Source organism: Actinokineospora bangkokensis, assembly GCF_001940455.1.
In the GTDB taxonomy this organism is placed as follows: domain Bacteria; phylum Actinomycetota; class Actinomycetes; order Mycobacteriales; family Pseudonocardiaceae; genus Actinokineospora; species Actinokineospora bangkokensis.
In genome coordinates this window covers 627,132-643,621 of sequence record NZ_MKQR01000028.1, presented here as the reverse complement: position 1 = coordinate 643,621, position 16,490 = coordinate 627,132, and the positions used below count along the sequence as shown (strand labels likewise).

17 protein-coding genes are annotated in these 16,490 nt (G+C 71.7%); 6 read left to right on the top strand and 11 right to left on the bottom strand.

The annotated features are described in order from the left end of the window. Nucleotides 1–46: 46 nt before the first annotated feature. Together BJP25_RS29975 and BJP25_RS29970 are read left to right on the top strand one after the other, a co-directional pair. Nucleotides 47–715: a metallophosphoesterase family protein gene (locus BJP25_RS29975; RefSeq protein ID WP_075978338.1), complete on the top strand. Its 669-nt coding sequence runs from the start codon at nucleotides 47–49 to the stop codon at nucleotides 713–715. 2 nt (nucleotides 716–717) lie between these two features. Then, nucleotides 718–1,590, top strand: a complete 873-nt coding sequence (locus tag BJP25_RS29970; RefSeq protein WP_075978337.1) for a ParB N-terminal domain-containing protein — start codon at nucleotides 718–720, stop codon at nucleotides 1,588–1,590. Nucleotides 1,591–2,384: 794 nt separating this feature from the next. Here BJP25_RS29970 and BJP25_RS29965 read toward each other — a convergent pair. The 10 genes from BJP25_RS29965 to BJP25_RS29920 form a co-directional block, all read right to left on the bottom strand. Next, nucleotides 2,385–2,762, bottom strand: coding sequence for a peptidase inhibitor family I36 protein (locus BJP25_RS29965; RefSeq protein WP_075978336.1), 378 nt, complete (start codon nucleotides 2,760–2,762; stop codon nucleotides 2,385–2,387). A gap of 126 nt (nucleotides 2,763–2,888) precedes the next feature. Then, nucleotides 2,889–4,073, bottom strand: a complete 1,185-nt coding sequence (locus BJP25_RS29960) for an ABC transporter ATP-binding protein (RefSeq protein ID WP_075978335.1) — start codon at nucleotides 4,071–4,073, stop codon at nucleotides 2,889–2,891. A gap of 3 nt (nucleotides 4,074–4,076) precedes the next feature. Beyond that, nucleotides 4,077–4,922, bottom strand: a complete 846-nt coding sequence (locus BJP25_RS29955) for a carbohydrate ABC transporter permease (RefSeq protein ID WP_075978334.1) — start codon at nucleotides 4,920–4,922, stop codon at nucleotides 4,077–4,079. Next, a complete protein-coding gene (locus tag BJP25_RS29950) occupies nucleotides 4,922–5,866 on the bottom strand; it encodes a carbohydrate ABC transporter permease (RefSeq protein WP_075978333.1) in 945 nt (314 codons plus the stop codon). Before BJP25_RS29950 ends, BJP25_RS29955 begins: the two co-directional genes overlap by 1 nt. After that, the gene (locus BJP25_RS29945; RefSeq protein ID WP_075978332.1) at nucleotides 5,863–7,131 is read right to left on the bottom strand and encodes an ABC transporter substrate-binding protein; all 1,269 of its coding nucleotides are present in this window, start codon (nucleotides 7,129–7,131) and stop codon (nucleotides 5,863–5,865) included. The genes BJP25_RS29950 and BJP25_RS29945 overlap by 4 nt, the downstream gene beginning before the upstream one ends. 174 nt (nucleotides 7,132–7,305) lie before the next feature. Beyond that, entirely contained in the window at nucleotides 7,306–7,836 is a 531-nt protein-coding gene (locus BJP25_RS29940) for a general stress protein (protein WP_075978331.1), read from the bottom strand. 351 nt (nucleotides 7,837–8,187) lie between these two features. Continuing rightward, complete coding sequence (locus tag BJP25_RS29935; RefSeq protein WP_075978330.1) at nucleotides 8,188–9,384, bottom strand: acyl-CoA dehydrogenase family protein; 1,197 nt, start codon at nucleotides 9,382–9,384, stop codon at nucleotides 8,188–8,190. A gap of 107 nt (nucleotides 9,385–9,491) precedes the next feature. Beyond that, complete coding sequence (locus BJP25_RS33840; RefSeq protein ID WP_143219375.1) at nucleotides 9,492–9,674, bottom strand: hypothetical protein; 183 nt, start codon at nucleotides 9,672–9,674, stop codon at nucleotides 9,492–9,494. Between the two features lie 387 nt (nucleotides 9,675–10,061). After that, a complete protein-coding gene (locus BJP25_RS29925; protein WP_075978328.1) occupies nucleotides 10,062–10,931 on the bottom strand; it encodes an HpcH/HpaI aldolase/citrate lyase family protein in 870 nt (289 codons plus the stop codon). Next, nucleotides 10,931–12,001: an HpcH/HpaI aldolase/citrate lyase family protein gene (locus BJP25_RS29920; protein WP_075978327.1), complete on the bottom strand. Its 1,071-nt coding sequence runs from the start codon at nucleotides 11,999–12,001 to the stop codon at nucleotides 10,931–10,933. The genes BJP25_RS29925 and BJP25_RS29920 overlap by 1 nt, the downstream gene beginning before the upstream one ends. 109 nt (nucleotides 12,002–12,110) lie before the next feature. Between BJP25_RS29920 and BJP25_RS29915 the strand changes: the two genes are divergently transcribed. From BJP25_RS29915 to BJP25_RS29900, 4 genes are all read left to right on the top strand, one after another. Continuing rightward, nucleotides 12,111–12,941, top strand: a complete 831-nt coding sequence (locus tag BJP25_RS29915; RefSeq protein WP_075978326.1) for an aminoglycoside phosphotransferase family protein — start codon at nucleotides 12,111–12,113, stop codon at nucleotides 12,939–12,941. Between the two features lie 114 nt (nucleotides 12,942–13,055). Beyond that, nucleotides 13,056–13,976 (top strand): ArsR/SmtB family transcription factor, encoded by a 921-nt coding sequence (locus tag BJP25_RS29910; RefSeq protein ID WP_075978325.1) that lies wholly within the window; start codon nucleotides 13,056–13,058, stop codon nucleotides 13,974–13,976. Nucleotides 13,977–14,183: 207 nt separating this feature from the next. Beyond that, complete coding sequence (locus BJP25_RS29905; RefSeq protein WP_075978324.1) at nucleotides 14,184–15,455, top strand: magnesium transporter MgtE N-terminal domain-containing protein; 1,272 nt, start codon at nucleotides 14,184–14,186, stop codon at nucleotides 15,453–15,455. Continuing rightward, nucleotides 15,448–16,032, top strand: coding sequence for a DUF1003 domain-containing protein (locus tag BJP25_RS29900; RefSeq protein ID WP_075978323.1), 585 nt, complete (start codon nucleotides 15,448–15,450; stop codon nucleotides 16,030–16,032). Before BJP25_RS29905 ends, BJP25_RS29900 begins: the two co-directional genes overlap by 8 nt. Here the strand turns inward: BJP25_RS29900 and BJP25_RS29895 are convergent. After that, complete coding sequence (locus BJP25_RS29895) at nucleotides 15,996–16,448, bottom strand: MarR family winged helix-turn-helix transcriptional regulator (protein WP_075978322.1); 453 nt, start codon at nucleotides 16,446–16,448, stop codon at nucleotides 15,996–15,998. The two genes, BJP25_RS29900 and BJP25_RS29895, sit on opposite strands and share 37 nt — an antisense overlap. Nucleotides 16,449–16,490: the final 42 nt, after the last annotated feature.

Below are 16,490 nucleotides of genomic sequence, written 5' to 3'. Positions count from 1 at the left end.
CCCCGCGCCCGCCCATCGATACCCGATCGGACGTACGCTCGGGCAGGTGCCCCGGGTGCTCGCTGTGTCGGACGAGGTGGTCGAGGGCCTGGACCCCGCCAGGCTGCGCGGCCTCGGCGTCGACCTCGTGCTCGCCGCGGGTGACCTCCCCTTCGACTACCTGGAGCGGCTGGTCGACGTCCTCGACCGGCCGTGCGTGTTCGTCCCCGGCAACCACGACGCCGACCTGTCCGGCTACGTGCACTCCGGCGGCCTGTGGCTGCGCGACGGGATGCCCGCCCGCTACCCGGGCCCGGCCGGGGCGGTCAACGCCGACGGCCGGGTGGTCGACGTGGCTGGCCTGCGGATCGCGGGCCTGGGCGGGTCGATCCGCTACAACGGCGGGGCGAACCAGTGGACCGAGCACCAGATGGCCCGGCGCGCCCGCCGGGTCCGCCGCCGCGCCAGGGTGCGCGGCTGGCGCGACGGCCGGGGGGTGGACGTGCTGCTCACCCACTCCCCGCCGCGCGGCTGCGGCGACCGCGAGGACCCCCCGCACCGCGGCTTCGACTGCCTGCACGCCGCCGTGCGGGTGCTGCGGCCCGCGCTGCTGGTGCACGGGCACATCCACCCGCACGGCGAACCCGTGCCGGACCGGGACCTCGGGGTCACCCGGGTGGTCAACACCGTGGGCCACCGGCTGCTGGACGTGCCGGTGCCGAGCAGGGGGGTGTGAGGATGGCCAAGGACACCGGCTTCCCCGCGGCCGACGCGGAGAACGACTTCCTGCGCATGCGCCGCAGGCAGGTGCTCTCCCGCCTGGGCGCCTGGCTGCGCCGCGAACCCGACGACGTCAACATCATGCTCCCGTTCGACGAGGTCGTCTCCGCCCTCGGCAAGGTCGGCGAGCGCAGGCTGGGCCTGCAGGTCATCCCGCTGGACTCGGTCATCGGCTCGGTCGACCGCACCCGCGACTTCGACCGCCGCTTCCGCCCCACCTCCGGCATGTCCCGCCAGCGCTGGGAACGCCTCGCCGTCGCCCAGCGCCGCGGCGAGGCCGTCCCCCCGATCGAGGTCTACCGCATCGGCGACCTGCACTTCGTCGTCGACGGCCACCACCGCGTCTCGGTCGCCCACGCCCTCGGCCTGTCCACCATCGACGCCTACGTCACCGAGATCGTCACCCGCATCTCCGCCCAGGGCATCCAGTACCGCGGCGACCTGCTCGTCAAGGACTTCCGCCGCATCTTCCTCGACCGCGTCCCCCTGGAGGGCGAGGCCAGGGCCGCCATCCACCTCACCGACGGCTGGGACTACGCCGAGCTGTCCGAGGCCGTCGAGGCCTGGGGCTACCGCCTCATGCAGGACGAACGCACCTTCCTCGACCGCCCGACGGTCGCCCGCCGCTGGTACGAGGAGGAGTTCATCCCCGTGGTCACCATGGTCCGCCAAGCGGGCCTGATCACCACCGAGACCGAGGCGGAGGCCTACCTGTGGGTCATCTGCGAGCGCTACCGCCTCATCAGGTCCCACACCTGGAACGATGAGGTGCTGGCCAACCTGCGCGCCCCCGGCCCACAAGCACCAGGCCGCAGGGGCTTCGCAGGCTAGGTGGACGGCTGGCTGCGGAGCGAGCAAGCAGCGCTGCGGGTCGTGGACGCCAACCACTCACCCGAACCGCATCCAGCAGCCGCCTTCGCAGCAGCGCGCCACCCACCAAACCGCACCCAAGCGGCTTTGGCAGCAACGCAACCACCCGTCAAACCGCACCCCCAAGCGGCTTTCACAGCAACGCAACCACCCACGCAACCGCACCCGCCAACGGTGTGCCCGGGTGGGTGGACTTGCTTGTCCGGGGGAGGCGATCATGTGCTACCCAGAGCGGACGGGCGGGCGTCTTTTCAGCCCGCCTTTTCCCGCCCGACAGCGCATGATCGCCGTAGGGGCCCCGGTCAAGCAAGTCCACCCAGCCGGGCTCTTCTCTCAAATCTGGCGCTCTTTGAGACCGGCCGTAGGCCGGTGCCCGGGGCTCCGCCCCGGAGGAAAGACCGCGACTTGAAAGGCGTGCTCGATGTGGTGGTCCCGTTTGGTCGGGGCCCCTGCGGCGATCATGTGCTCGGGGTGGGGAAAAGGTGAGGCCTTCGGCCCCACCCCCCGGCCGTGGGTAGCACATGATCGCCTCCCCCGACCAAACAAGACCACCACATCGAGCAGTTCACGCAGCGCGTGTTGCGTCAGCGGGGTGGTTGCGCTGCTGCACGAGCAGTCTTCGGGCGGCGGTTGGCTGGTGGTTGCGCCACTGAAGCGGCGTCTACTCGCCCCCGGGCGGCTGCGCCGCCCGGGGCCGCCAGCGCCCGCTCAGGCGCATCCACCCCTGACCACCCTGCCCAAGCGCCGGGGGCTCGTCAGTCCCAGACCTGGAACCCCCTCACCACGTACGGGGCCGCTGGCACGTACGTGCCCCCGCCCGGGTAGGTGTCGAACTCGCCTTCCGTCGCGCACTCCCGGCTCTGGTACACCGTCACGTGCCTGCTCATGAGGTTGACGAACGAGCGGATGTCCACCGCCACCGGGAGGTGGACGCACTCGCCCACCGTCGTGTCGGTGAGGGTGTGGCGGTAGGTGGTTCCGCGGAACTCCGGGTCGGTCCAGAGGCAGACCTCGCCGCGTTCGCAGGCTATGTCCTGGGTGGTGCCCGACGCGGAGGCGACGGTGGCGCCGCCGAGGGCGGTCAGGATGGCGAGCAGGGCGATGACGACGGCCCGGAACCTGTTGTTGCGCATGGAAAACTCCTCGTCCCCGAGGCCTCCCGGGAGTCGGGGGGCAGCTCGGGGACGAGGATGGACCAGTCCGCGGACCGGCGCAAAAAGTTGTCCACAGGGCCTTGACACCGGGCCCCGGGGATGGGATCAGTCCGAGTAGGTGAGGTTCCGGCCGTCCTTGGGGTCGAACAGGAGGACCTTGTCGGCGTCGAACCAGACCTCGGTCTGGGCTCCTTCCTTGGCGGGGGAGGCGGCGGAGAGGCGGGTGACGATCTGGGAGCCGGTGTCGTCGCCGGTGTCGTGGGTGCCCGCGTCGGCGGCGAGTTCGTCGAGTTCTGCCGAGGTGGCGGTGTCGCCGTCGACGGTGAAGTAGGCGAACTTGTCCGAGCCCATGGACTCCAGGACGTCGACGGTGGCGGTGAAGCGGCCGCCGCCTGCCTTGGCGGTGTCGTCGAGCAGGGTGGCGTCCTCGAAGTGCTCGGGGCGCAGGCCCATGATGACCTCGCGGGGGGCGCCCGCCGCCTCGACCAGGTGGCGCACGCGGTCGGTGAGCGGGAAGGTGCCCAGCGGGGTGTTGAGCTGGTTGTCCTCCAGGGCGCCCGGCAGGAAGTTCATCGACGGGGAGCCGATGAAGCCCGCGACGAACAGGTTGGCGGGCTGCTCGTAGAGGAACTGCGGGGAGCCGATCTGCTGCACCAGGCCGCCGCGCATGACCACGACCCGGTCGCCGAGGGTCATCGCCTCGGTCTGGTCGTGGGTGACGTAGACGGTGGTGGTGCCCAGCCTGCGCTGGAGCTTGGAGACCGAGGTGCGCATCTGCACGCGCAGCTTGGCGTCCAGGTTGGACAGCGGCTCGTCCATGAGGAACGCCTTGGGGCTGCGCACGATCGCCCGGCCCATGGCGACGCGCTGGCGCTGGCCGCCGGAGAGGTTGCCCGGCTTGCGGTCCAGGTGCTGGGTCAGGTCGAGGATGCGCGCGGCCTCCTCCACCTTCTTGGTGACGGTGGCGTTGTCCACCTTCGCCAGGCGCAGCGGGAACGCCATGTTCTCCCGGACGCTCATGTGCGGGTAGAGCGCGTAGGACTGGAACACCATGGCGATGTCGCGGTCCTTGGGGGCGCGCTCGTTGACCCGCTGCCCGTCGATGCGCAGCTCCCCGGAGGTGATGTCCTCCAGGCCCGCGATCATGTTCAGCGTGGTCGACTTCCCGCAGCCGGACGGGCCGACCAGGATGATGAACTCCCCGTCGGCGATCTCGATGTCGACGTCGGACACCGCCAGCGCGCCGTCCGGGTACCGCTTGGTGACGTTTTCCAGAACGATCTCAGCCATGGCTCAGCCCTTCACGGCGCCCGACGTCAGCCCCGCGACGATGCGGCGCTGGAAGAACAACACGAACAGGATGATCGGGATGGTGATCACGACGGCGGCCGCCGAGATCGTCCCGGTGGGGTCCTCGAACTGCGAGGACCCGGTGAAGAACGACAGCGCCGCGGGCACCGTGCGCGAGGCCTCGGTGGAGGTCAGCGAGATCGCGAACAGGAAGTCGTTCCAGCAGAAGATGAACACCAGGATGGCCGTGGTGAACACGCCCGGCGCGGCCAGCGGGGCGATCACCCTGCGGAAGGCCTGCGCGGGGGTGGCGCCGTCCATCTTGGCCGCCTTCTCCAGCTCCCACGGGATCTCGCGGAAGAACGCCGACAGGGTGTAGATCGCCAGCGGCAGCGCGAAGGTGATGTAGGGCAGGATCAGGCCCGGCCAGGTGTCGAACAGGCCCAGGTCGCGCTCCATCTCGAACAGCGGCGAGATCAGCGACACCTGCGGGAACATCGCGATCAGCAGCGAGACGCCGACGAGCACCTGCTTGCCGGGGAAGTCCAGCCGGGCGATCGCGTAGGCGGCCATGGTGCCCAGCACCACCGCGATCGCGGTGGCGATCACGGCGATGCCGATGGAGTTCACCAGCGCCCGCAGGAACTCGGTGGTCCGGAAGATCTCGGCGTAGTTGTCCAGCGTCCACGACCGGGGGATGAAGTTCCCGTCGGCGATGGTGTCCTTGCTCTTGAGCGACAGCGAGACGATCCAGAGCACCGGCACCAGCGCGTAGACGACCACCACGACGTCGAGCAGTGCCCAGCGCGCCTTGGCGCCGCTGCCCGAGGTGGCTCCGATGACGGCCATCAGCGCTTCCCCCCGTTGTCGCTGCCCGGCGCGGCGGTGCCGAACACCTTGATGAACAGGAACGCGATCGCCGCCACCGCGAGGAAGATGAGCACCGACATGGTGGAGCCGATCCCGAGGTTCAGGCCCTTGATCAGGTTGTTGTAGGTCTGCATCGACACCGAGCCGGTCTGCTGGGCGCCGGAGGTGAGCACGAAGATGTTGTCGAACACCCGGAACGCGTCCAGGGTGCGGAACAGCAGCGCGACCAGGATCGCGGGCTTCATCACCGGCAGCATGACCTTGGTGAACCGCTGCCAGGCGGTCGCGCCGTCCATCGAGGCGGCCTTGAGCAGGTCGTCGGGCACCAGCGCCAGGCCCGCCATGAGCAGCAGCGCCATGAACGGCACGGTCTTCCACACCTCGGCGCCGATGATGATGGCCAGCGCCGGGACCCGCTGGGTGAGCAGGTCCTGGTCGGCGCCGACGAGGTCGGCCAGGTACCCCGTGCCCGAGGTCCAGGCGTAGCGCCAGGAGAACGCGGCCACCACGGTGACGATGCCGTAGGGGATCAGCGCGACGGTGCGCACCAGGCCGCGGGCGACCAGCGTGCGGTGCATGATCAGCGCGAGCGCCATGCCCAGCACCAGCTCGATGACCACGGAGATGACGGTGATCAGGGCGGTGACGCCGAAGGCGGTCCACCAGTAGGAGTTGGTGAGCACGGTGGCGTAGTTGCCCAGCCCGACGAACTCGCGCTGGTCGGGGAAGCGCAGGTCGTAGCGCTGCAACGACAGCCACACCGAGTAGATGATCGGGTAGGCGGTGACGGCGAGCATCACCAGCGCGGCGGGCGCGCACAGCCACAGCCCGAGCCTGCGCTCGGCGCGCTTGCCCTCGCTGAGCCGCTTCTTGGTCGGCGTGCCGGGCTCGGCGGCCGCGGGCTTGTCGAGCGTCTGGCTCACGGCAGCAACCCCTTCGAGTCCAGGGCGTCCTGCAGCTCCTTGCGCAGGCGCTCGGCGGTGGCCCGGGGGTCGATATCCGCGGGCGGGGACAGGATGGTGGAGATCAGCGTCGACACGTTCTGGTACGCCGGGGTCAGCGGGCGCACGGCGGGCTTCTTCAGCTCCTGCAGGATGGTGTCGCGCATCGGGTACGGCTCGGCCATCTCCGGGTCGGCGTAGACCGACTCGATCGTCGGCGGCACCCCGGAGTTGATCGCCGAGTACTTCTGGTGCTCGGCGTTGCGCAGGCACTTGGCGGCCTCGAAGGCCTCCGGCTTGTGCGTGGAGTAGGCGCTGACGGCGAGGTTGAACCCGCCGATGGTCGCGGTGCCGGACCTGGCCGGGTCGACCGCGGGGTAGGGCGCCCACTTGAAGTGCCGGAACAGCTCGGGGTTGGCGTCCTTCATCGCGGAGTACACGTACGGCCAGTTGAGCATGAAGAGCGAGTTGCCCTTCTGGTACTCCAGCCGGATCGGGTCCTCCTTGTCGTTGGACAGCGACGGGCTGGCCACGGGGGAGGTCGCGAGGTCCTTGAGGGCCTGCAGCGCCTTGACCGCGCCGTCGTCCACTTCGGCGCGGCTGCTGTCGTCGGAGAGGATCTTGCCGCCCGCGCCCGCGACGAGGGTGTTGAACTGCACCACCAGGCCCTCGTACTGGCCGCCGGTGAGCAGCACCTTCGACGGCTGGCCCCTGTCCCGCATCTGCTCGGCCACCGACAGCATCTCCGACCAGGAGGTCGGCGGCTTCGGGGTGAGGTCATCGCGGTACCAGAGCAGCTGGACGTTGGTGTTCTTCGGCGCCGCGTAGAGCTTGCCCTGCCAGCTCGCGGTGTCCAGCGGGCCGGGCAGCGTGCCCCGCTCCACATCGGACTTGTCCTGGCCGGTCCACTCCGCGATCCAGCCCGCCTCGGCGAACTCGGCCACCCAGGTCACGTCCAGGCCGAGGATGTCCATCTCGGTGTCGCCCGCGGCGAGCCTGCGGACCATCTGCTCGCGCTGGCCGTCGGCCTCGCGCGGCAGCGTGTTCAGCGCGATCGTGTAGCGCCCGCCCGCCGCCCGGTTGCAGTCGGCGACGACGTCCTCGAACTTCTCCTCGCTGGGGTAGTAGACGTTCACGACGGTGCCCCCGCCGTCCGAACCGCACGCCGCCACGAGCGGGGTCGACACCACGGCTGCGCCCAGCGCAGCGAGGAGCCGACGTCCGCGGCGGCCGGGATTCTGGTTCACCCGTGCCCTCCATTCCGCAGTGCGCGACGAGGGCACGCCGGAATGGGCTCCGCGCGACCCGACACCTCGCCGTGCCTCACCGCGGTGCGCGGTCCCACGTGTGTCGTCCGCGCACCGGGTGAGTTGGAAGGTAAGCCCGGTGATCACGGCCCGCAATTCGGCGGGGCGAACGGCCTAGCCGAGACCACCGCTCGGGCGCATGGCCAGCTTGGCCAGCAGGTCGCGGCCCCGCTCGGCGTTGCGCGGCTGGGCCAGCACGTCGTAGCGACCCGCGACGAGCTGGGTGGCGCTGGCGATCTCGCGCCCGCCGCGGCCGCGGGTGGTGGCGAAGCCGACGGCGGCGAACACCAGCCCGAACAGCACACCGGCGACCAGGCCGACCAGGATCGGGGCGAAGGAGGCCTGCTGCTGGTTGAACAGCCCGAGCAGCAGCCCGACGAACAGGCCGAACCAGGCGCCGGACAGCGCGCCGGTGCCCAGCACCTTCGGCCAGCTCAGCCGCCCGATCACCCGCTCGACGAGCATCAGGTCCACCCCGACGATGGTCACCTCCTCGACGGGGAACTCGCTGGTCGCGAGGTGTTCCACCGCGCGGTGGGCCTCCTGGTAGGTGGCGTAGGAGCCGATCGGCCACCCGCTCGGCGGTGTCGGCAGCTTGGGCAGACCCTGGTTCGCTCGCCCAGGGCCGGAGAACGCACCGGTCATGCCACCAGTCTGCCAAGGCCGGATGAACGGTGCGAACCCGACAGCCAACCTCTCAGCATGCCGTCAGGTGGCGCGGCCGGGTGGATCGGGCGGGAGCGCGCAGGCTGGTTGGCCAGGAGTGGGGCGCTGAGGGCGACGAACGGCGGTCGCGAAGCGCCTGAGCTGCGGTTTCCCGGTCGGTTCGCCGCTTACGGCTCGGGCGCCGGAGTGGGCGCTCGCGGTTGGGCGCTCCTGACGCGGGTGGGCGATCTCGCAGCTCACCCGTCGTGGGGAGGCGGCGGGTCCTGCCGCGCCGAGGGGCGCGGGGACTGACCCGGTGGTCCCGCGGGGGGCGGGACCACCGGGGGCGGGTCAGCCGCGGGACTTGTACTCGCGCAGCAGGCCGCGGGAGATGATCGTCTTCTGGATCTCGCTGGTGCCCTCGCCGATGAGCAGGAACGGCGCCTCGCGCATCAGGCGCTCGATCTCGTACTCCTTGGAGTAGCCGTAGCCGCCGTGGATGCGGAAGGCCTCCTGGGTGACCTCGGCGCAGTACTCCGAGGCGATGAGCTTGGCCATGCCCGCCTCGACGTCGTTGCGGGCGCCGGAGTCCTTGAGCCGGGCGGCGTTGACCATCATCAGGTGCGCGGCCTCGACCTTGGTGGCCATCTCCGCGAGCTTGAAGGCGATGGCCTGGTGGTCGGCGATGGCCTTGCCGAAGGTCTTGCGCTGCTGGGCGTACTCCACGGCCAGCTCGAACGCCCGGATCGCGATGCCGCAGGCGCGGGCGGCGACGTTGACCCGGCCGACCTCGACACCGTCCATCATGTACGAGAAGCCCTTGCCCGGGGCCTCGCCGAGGACCTTGTCGGCGCCGATGCGGAAGCCGTCGAAGACCGCCTCGGTGGTGTCGACGCCCTTGTAGCCCATCTTGTCGATCTTGCCGGGGATGGTGAGGCCGGGGGCGACCTCCCCGAAGCCCTCGGTCTTGTCGACCAGGAACGTGGTGAGGTTCTGGTGCGGCTTCTCCGCGCCCTCGTCGGTCCTGGCCAGCAGGGCGATGAGGTTCGAGCTGCCACCGTTGGTCAGCCACATCTTGGCGCCGTCGATGGTGTAGGTGTCGCCGTCCTTCTTGGCCCGGGTCTTGATCGCGGCCACGTCGGAGCCCAGGTCCGGCTCGGACATGGAGAAGGAGCCGCGGATCTCACCGGCGGCCATCTTCGGCAGGTAGTGCTGCTTCTGCGCGTCGGTGCCGTGCTGCTTGACCATGTGCGCCACGATGAAGTGGGTGTTGATCACACCGGACACGCTCATCCAGCCGCGCGCGATCTGCTCCACGACCAGCGCGTAGGTCAGCAGGGACTCACCGAGGCCGCCGTACTCCTCCGGGATGGTGAGGCCGAAGAGCCCCATCTCCTTCATGCCCTCGACGATGTCCTTGGGGTACTCGTCGGCGTGCTCCAGCGCCTGGGCGTTCGGGATGATCTCCTTGTCCACGAAGTCCTTGACGGTGGACAGGATCTCCTTCTGCACGTCGGTCAAGCCGGCGGTCTGGGCGAGGCGGGCCATCCGAGCTCCCTGTCTGCGGTGACGTTGTTACCGGCCAGTATCCACCGGTCAACGCCCGTTCGCGCCCCCGGAGTGGGGTCCATCTCACGCTGAACCGTTCCGCCGGGCTACCCGACGAGCTGCACCACCGGCGCGCCGCAGTCCTTGCAGTCCTCGGCGAGCACGTAGACGTCCGCCCCGCAGTCGTGGCACTCCCGGAAGCTGCGGTCGAACAGGTCGTCCCGACGGCGGCGGCGGCCGGTCAGCACACCCAGCACGCGGGACTCGGAGGGGAGTCGGTGTCTACCCATGCCGACCAGGAGACCCGCAGGACGCCCGTACTGCAACCCCCTTGCCGTGACATGTGCGTTATGTCACCGCAACCTTTCACCCCCCGTTACGTCCCTGACCTGCACCGTGACCAACCCGTGACCAGCGATGCCGGTAACGGGCCGGTGACGCAGCGGTGTCACGCCTGATCGCACCGGGTTCGGAGGCGAGCCGGGCTGGTGCAGGGCACCGTCGAGATGGAAGACGGTGGAGACGCGGAAGTTCCAGGCGGAGGTGGCGCCGTTGGCGCGGCCGGTCGTCTCCTCGATGAGGACGTGCCAGGGGTCCTGCGGGGTGCTCATGCCCCGCGGACGGGGCCCGGGGCGCCGGGGTTCCCGGGGAGGCGGGGCCTCCCCGGGACCGCGGGGTCAGCGCGCGGCGATGGCCTCGGCGACGGCGAGGACGCGGCGGGCGATGTCGACGTGCAGGTTCTCGATGAGGCGGCCGTTGACGGTGACCACGCCCTTGCCCTGGGCCTTGGCCTCCTCGAAGGCCTCGATGACCACGCGGGAGTGGGCGACCTCGTCCTCGGACGGGGCGAAGACGCGGTTGCACGCCTCCAGCTGGGTGGGGTGGATGAGGGTCTTGCCGTCGAAGCCGAACTGGCGGCCCTGCACGCACTCGGCCTCGAAGCCGTCGAGGTCCTTCACGTCGTTGTAGACGCCGTCGAGGATGACCTTGCCGGTGGCGCGGGCGGCGAGCAGGGCCAGCGACAGCCCGCCCAGCAGCGGGGCGCGGCCGGGGACGTGCTCGGCGCGCAGCTCCTTGGCCAGGTCGTTGGTGCCCATGACCAGCACCGTGAGCCGCTCGGAGGCGGCGGCGATCTCCTCGGCGTGCAGCATGGCCACCGGGGTCTCGACCATCGCCCAGATCGCGGTGTGGTCGGGGGCGCCCGCGGCCTCCAGGGCCTTCTCGACCTGGTGCACCTCGGCGGCGGAGTTGACCTTGGGCACCACCACGGCGGCGGGCCCGGCGGCGCCCGCGGCGCGCAGGTCCTCGGCGTGCCACTCGGTGTCCAGGCCGTTGACCCGGATGGTCAGCTCCCGGTTGCCGTACTCGCCGGAGGCCACCGCGGCGCAGACCCGGTCGCGGCCCTCGGCCTTCTTGTCCGGGGAGACCGAGTCCTCCAGGTCGAGGATCAGCGCGTCGGCGGCCAGGCCCTTCGCCTTCTCCAGGGCGCGCTCGTTGGCGCCGGGCATGTAGAGCACCGAGCGGCGGGGGCGGTAGTCCTCGCTCATCAGGCCAGTGCCTCCTTCGTGACGGCCTCGTAGGCCGCGGCCAGCTCCGGGTCGCGGGCGGAGAGCGCGTCGGCCAGCTCCGCGACGACCTTGCACTGCTTGACCGTGGCGTCGTCCTGCATCTTGCCGTCGATCATCACCGCGCCGGTGCCGTCGCCCATGGCCGCGATGACCCGCCGAGCCCACGCCACGTCCTCCGGCGCCGGGGAGAACACCCGCTTGGCGATGGCGATCTGCTTGGGGTGCAGGCTCCACGCGCCGACGCAGCCGAGCAGGAAGGCGTTGCGGAACTGGTCCTCGCAGGCCACCACGTCGGCGATGTCGCCGAACGGGCCGTAGTAGGGCAGGATCCCCGCGCCCGCGCAGGCGTCGACCATGCGCGCCACGGTGTAGTGCCACAGGTCCTGCTGGTAGGTGGCGCGGCCGGTGGTGATGTCCTCGCCGGTCGGGTCCTGGCGCACCAGGTAGCCGGGGTGGCCGCCGCCGACGCGGGTGGTCTTCATCCGGCGGGAGGCGGCCAGGTCGGCCGGGCCCAGCGAGATGCCCTGCATGCGCGGGCTGGCGGTGGCGATCTCCTCGACGTTGGCCACCCCGGACGCGGTCTCCAGGATGGCGTGCACCAGCAGCGGGCGGCGCACCCCGGCGCGCGCCTCCAGCTGGGCCAGCAGCCGGTCGACGTAGTGGATGTCGGCGGCGGACTCGACCTTGGGCACCATGACCACGTCGAGCTTGTCACCGATCTCGGTGACCAGGGTGATCAGGTCGTCGAGCACCCACGGCGAGTCGAGGCTGTTGATCCGCGTCCACAGCTGGGTGTCGCCGAAGTCGGTGGCCTTGGCGATGCGCACCAGGCCCTCGCGCGCGGCCTCCTTGCGGTCGGCCCGGACCGCGTCCTCCAGGTTGCCCAGGACCACGTCGGCCTGCGCGGCCATGTCCGGGACCTTGGCGGCCATCTTCTCGTTGCTCGGGTCGAAGAAGTGGATCATCCGGGACGGCCGGAACGGCACCTCGCGCACCGGCTCCGGCGCGCCGACGGCGAGCGGGCGGAAGAAGTCCTTCGGTGAGCGCATCGATCCTCCGTTCAGGTCGCGAGGTTAACCGGCCGGTAACCACGACGGGCTTGTAGTCGACCACGGCCCCCGGGCTTGCGCCATTGTGGTGTCCGTGACACCGCCGCCCTTGATCGTTCCACCCGCGTTCGCGGCCCGCTTCCACACCGCCGACGAGCTGGCCTGGCTGCGCGCGCTGCCCGACACCGCCGCCGACCTGCTCGCGCGCTGGTCGTTGGTGGTGGACGGGCCGCCGCTGCACGGCTGGTGCGCGCTGGTGCTCCCGGTGCGCACCAGCGCGGGCGACCCGGCGGTGCTGAAGATCACCTGGCCGCACCCCGAGGCCGAGCACGAGGCGCTGTGCCTGTCCACCTGGGCCGGTGGTGGCGCGGTGCGGCTGCTGGCCGCCGAGCCGTGGGCGCTGCTGCTGGAGCGCCTCGACCCGCACCACTCGCTGGCCGACGAGCCCCTCGACGAGGCGCTGGCGGTGGTCGCGGGACTGCTGCGCCGCCTCGACCGCCCGGCGCCGCCGGTGCTCCGGTCGCTGCGCGCCGAGGCCGGGCGCTGGGTGCGCGAGCTGCCCGACCGCCCCGCCCCGCCCGAGCTGGTGGCCCAGGCCGTCGCCTACTGCGTGGAGCTGGGCCCGCGGGCGGGCGACCGACTGGTCAACGAGGACCTGCACTACGAGAACGTCCTGCGCGCCGAGCGCGAACCGTGGCTGGTGATCGACCCCAAACCACTGGCGGGCGACCAGGAGTTCGGCCTGATCCCCCTGCTGTGGAACCGGTGGGAGGGCTCGGACCCCGCCGACCGGTTGCGCGGCGTGGTCGACGCGGCGGGCCTGGACTGGCCGCTGGCTCGCAAGTGGACGTTCGTGCGCGCGGTGCTGGAGTGGGGCGCGGGCCAGGACGACGACCCGGCCGTCGCCGCGGCCCCCACCATCGCCACCGCGCTGGTCTGAGGGCGGGGCGGCCAGACCCCCAGCCGGGCCGCCCCGCACACCACCGATCCCACCGGGTGCGGCCGCCACCACCAATCCATTCGACGTGGGTCGAATCGGGGCTACCCTCGGGGTGTGATCACGATCCGCCTGGACGCCGCGGCCGTCAGCCGGGTGCGGGTGGCGGTGTCCCCGGTGATGGAGGCCGTCGGCCTGCTCCGCCTCGCCGCGGCAGGTCGCGCCCACCCGATCTTCGGCGACCCCGGTGCCGCCGCCCGCTTCGCGCTGCGCGACCCGGACGTCCGCGCGGTGGCGGCGGCCCTGGGCACCGAGGACGCCTGGGACTTCCCCGACCTGCTCACCCCCCGCCCGCTCCCGGTCCGCGACGTCCTGTCCGACCAGCTCGAGCGCCTGCGCGCCACGGACGAGGCGCGGGTCGAGGCCCAGCTCACCGACATGCACCGGCTCCGCAGGTGGATCCCCACCGACGGCTTCCCCGCCAGGGCGGCGGCGGGCCTCGCCCGCTTCTTCGCGGTGGCGATGGCCGACCAGTGGCCCGCCCACCTCACCATGCTGGAGGGCGACGTCCGGGACCGCGCGGTCCAGATGGCCACCGGCGGCGTCGGAGCCCTGCTCTCCTCCCTGCACACCAGGGCCACCTGGACGGGCGAGGCGGTCCTCGTCCGGTGCGGCTCGGAGGTCCACGTCGACAGCACGGGCCAGGAGCTGGTGATCGCCCCCTCGGCGATGTGCTGGCCCGACCTGCTGGTCCAGTCCCAGGACCCCACGGACGTGGTGCTCTTCGCCCCCGCCAGGAGCCTGGGCACCCCCCGCCCCCACCGCGGCGTCGACCGCCTGATCGGCCCGACCAGGGCCCGCCTCCTCAACGACCTGGAGACCCCCAGGAGCACCGGGGAGCTCGCGGCCCGCCACAGCCTCGCGGCGGCGACCGTGAGCCACCACCTGTCCGTGCTCCACGAGTCCGGCCAGGTCACCCGCCACCGCGACGGGCGGCGCGTGTTCTACCAGCGCGCGGACGCCCGCGTCCTGGCCTGAGCGAGCGCGTTCGCCCTGGGCGGGCGCTCGTTGCGTGCGTGGGCGGGTGGTGCTTGCTCGGGGCGCAAAGTGCGCGAACCCGATGGCCGCGCAGCTCACCCCACCGGCCTCACGAGCAGGCGCCCTCGCGGCGCCTGCTCGTGAGGCCGGTCCCACCTGGGCGGCTTCCGCGCGGTGGCGCCCCCGCATTCCGACTAGCCTGGCCGGGTGCCGGGTAGGAGCAGGGTGTTCGCCGCCCAGTTGACGGGGTTGCCGGTCTTCGGGCCGGACGGGGAGTCGATCGGGAAGGTCAGGGACCTGGTCGTCGGGCTCCGGGTGGACAGCCAACCGCCCAGGGTGCTGGGGGTGGTCGTGGAGCTGGCGACCCGGCGGCGGGTGTTCGTGCCCATGCTGCGGGTCACCACCATCGACTCCGCCGGGATCACGTTGGCCACCGGGTCGGTCAACATGCGGCACTTCACCCAGCGGCCCAACGAGGTGCTGGTGGTCGGGCAGCTGCTCGACGCCAGGGTGCAGGTGCGCGGGAGCGGGGCCCAGGCCGTCGTGGTCGACGCCGCCATGGAGCCGACCAGGAGCCGGGACTGGGTGGTGGACCGGGTGGCCGTCCGGGAGCGGGCTGGGCGGCTGGTGCGGCGGGGGCCGGTGCGGGTGGTCGACTGGGGTGAGATCACCGCGCCCGGGGTGGTGGAGCTGAACGGGAGCCCGCAGGACGCCCACCAGCTCGTCGCCTCCTTCGAGGGGATGCGGGCCGCTGACGTGGCCACCGCGCTGCAGGACCTGCCCGCCAAGCGCAGGCACGAGGTGGCCGACGCCCTCGACGACGAGCGGTTGGCCGACGTGCTGGCCGAGCTGCCGGAGGACGACCAGATGGACCTGCTCAAGCACCTCGACGAGGAGCGCGGGGCGGACGTGCTGGAGGCGATGGACCCCGACGACGCCGCCGACCTGCTCGCCGAGCTGTCCGAGGGCGACAAGGAGCGGTTCCTGGAGCTGATGGAGCCCGAGGAGTCCGCGCAGGCCAAGCGGTTGCTGGGGTACTCGGCCGACACCGCTGGTGGGCTGATGACGCCGGAGCCGATCGTGCTGACCCCGGACTCGACGATCGCCGAGGCGCTGGCTCGGGTGCGCAACCCCGACATCACCCCCGCGCTGGCCAGCATGGTGTTCGTCTGCCGCCCGCCCAGCGCCACACCGACCGGGCGGTACCTGGGCTGCGTGCACATCCAGAAGCTGCTGCGGGAGCCGCCGTTCGAGCTGGTGGCGGGGGCGTTGGACAAGGAGCTGACGAGCCTGCCGCCGACCGCGCCGCTGCTGGAGGTCACCCGGTACTTCGCCAACTACAACCTGGTCTGCGCGCCGGTGGTCGACGACGAGGACCACCTGCTCGGCGCGATCACCGTCGACGACGTGCTCGACCACCTGCTGCCCGAGGGCTGGCGGGAGCGGCCGCAGACCACCGAGGTGGGCACCCGTGCCTGAGCCGAGCAACCGCAGGCGGCTCGACCAGCCCAAGCGCCCGCGCGCGCTGCGGCTGTCGATCGACCCGGACAGCTTCGGGCGGATCTCGGAGAACCTGGCCCGGTTCCTGGGCACCGGGACGTTCCTGTTCTGGCAGACGCTGATCGTGGTGACCTGGATCGTGCTGAACCTGGTCGCCGTCAACATGCGGTGGGACCCGTACCCGTTCATCCTGCTGAACCTGGCGTTCTCCACCCAGGCCGCCTATGCCGCACCGCTGATCCTGCTGGCCCAGAACCGGCAGGACGACCGGGACCGGGTGTCGCTGGAGGAGGACCGGTCGCGGGCGGCGCAGACCAAGGCCGACACCGAGTTCCTGGCCCGCGAGCTGGCCGCGCTGCGGCTGGCCGTCGGCGAGGTCGCCACCCGCGACTACCTGCGCGGCGAGCTGGAGCGGCTGCGCGCCGACCTCGGCGCCGACCTCAAGCCGCGCAAGAAGGCCAAGGCCGAGGCGCTGCGCGAGGACCCGCGCTGGGACGACGGGGCGGCGCCGGGGGCGGCTCAGTCGACGAGCTTGCCGCAGAGCTCACCGAGGTAGGCCAGCTGCTCCGGGCTCAGCCGGGCCACGAAGTGCTCCGACACCCCCGCCAGGTGCGTGCGGGAGGCGGTGCGCAGCACGTCGAGGCCGTGGTCGGTGAGGGTGGCGACCACGCCGCGGCCGTCGCCGGGCACCCGCTCCCTGGCGACCATGCCCGCGCGCTCCAGCCGGTCGACCAGCCGGGTGACCCCGGAGCGCGACAGCAGCACCGCGTCGGCCAGCTCGGCCATCCGCAGCTTGCGGTCGGGGGCCTCGGCCAGCTGCACCAGCACGTCGTAGCCGCCCAGCGACAGCTGCTGCTCGGCCACCAGCTCCGCCTCCAGGACCCTGGTCACCCTGGCGTGCGCGCGCAGGAAGGCGCGCCACGCGGCGAGCTCCGCCCGGGAGGGGCGGACAGACCTGTCCGGAGCTGTCACGGGTCCATCCTCTCGGTGCGCACGGGTTGACAATGTTACGAA

What these genes read in the sequence shown, in the direction of transcription:
- BJP25_RS29970 (WP_075978337.1), top strand. Translation starts at nt 718, where the DNA reads ATGGCCAAGGACACCGGCTTCCCCGCGGCCGACGCGGAGAACGACTTC.
- BJP25_RS29965 (WP_075978336.1), bottom strand. Translation starts at nt 2,762, where the DNA reads ATGCGCAACAACAGGTTCCGGGCCGTCGTCATCGCCCTGCTCGCCATC.
- BJP25_RS29960 (WP_075978335.1), bottom strand. Translation starts at nt 4,073, where the DNA reads ATGGCTGAGATCGTTCTGGAAAACGTCACCAAGCGGTACCCGGACGGC.
- BJP25_RS29955 (WP_075978334.1), bottom strand. Translation starts at nt 4,922, where the DNA reads ATGGCCGTCATCGGAGCCACCTCGGGCAGCGGCGCCAAGGCGCGCTGG.
- BJP25_RS29940 (WP_075978331.1), bottom strand. Translation starts at nt 7,836, where the DNA reads ATGACCGGTGCGTTCTCCGGCCCTGGGCGAGCGAACCAGGGTCTGCCC.
- BJP25_RS29935 (WP_075978330.1), bottom strand. Translation starts at nt 9,384, where the DNA reads ATGGCCCGCCTCGCCCAGACCGCCGGCTTGACCGACGTGCAGAAGGAG.
- BJP25_RS33840 (WP_143219375.1), bottom strand. Translation starts at nt 9,674, where the DNA reads ATGGGTAGACACCGACTCCCCTCCGAGTCCCGCGTGCTGGGTGTGCTG.
- BJP25_RS29925 (WP_075978328.1), bottom strand. Translation starts at nt 10,931, where the DNA reads ATGAGCGAGGACTACCGCCCCCGCCGCTCGGTGCTCTACATGCCCGGC.
- BJP25_RS29920 (WP_075978327.1), bottom strand. Translation starts at nt 12,001, where the DNA reads ATGCGCTCACCGAAGGACTTCTTCCGCCCGCTCGCCGTCGGCGCGCCG.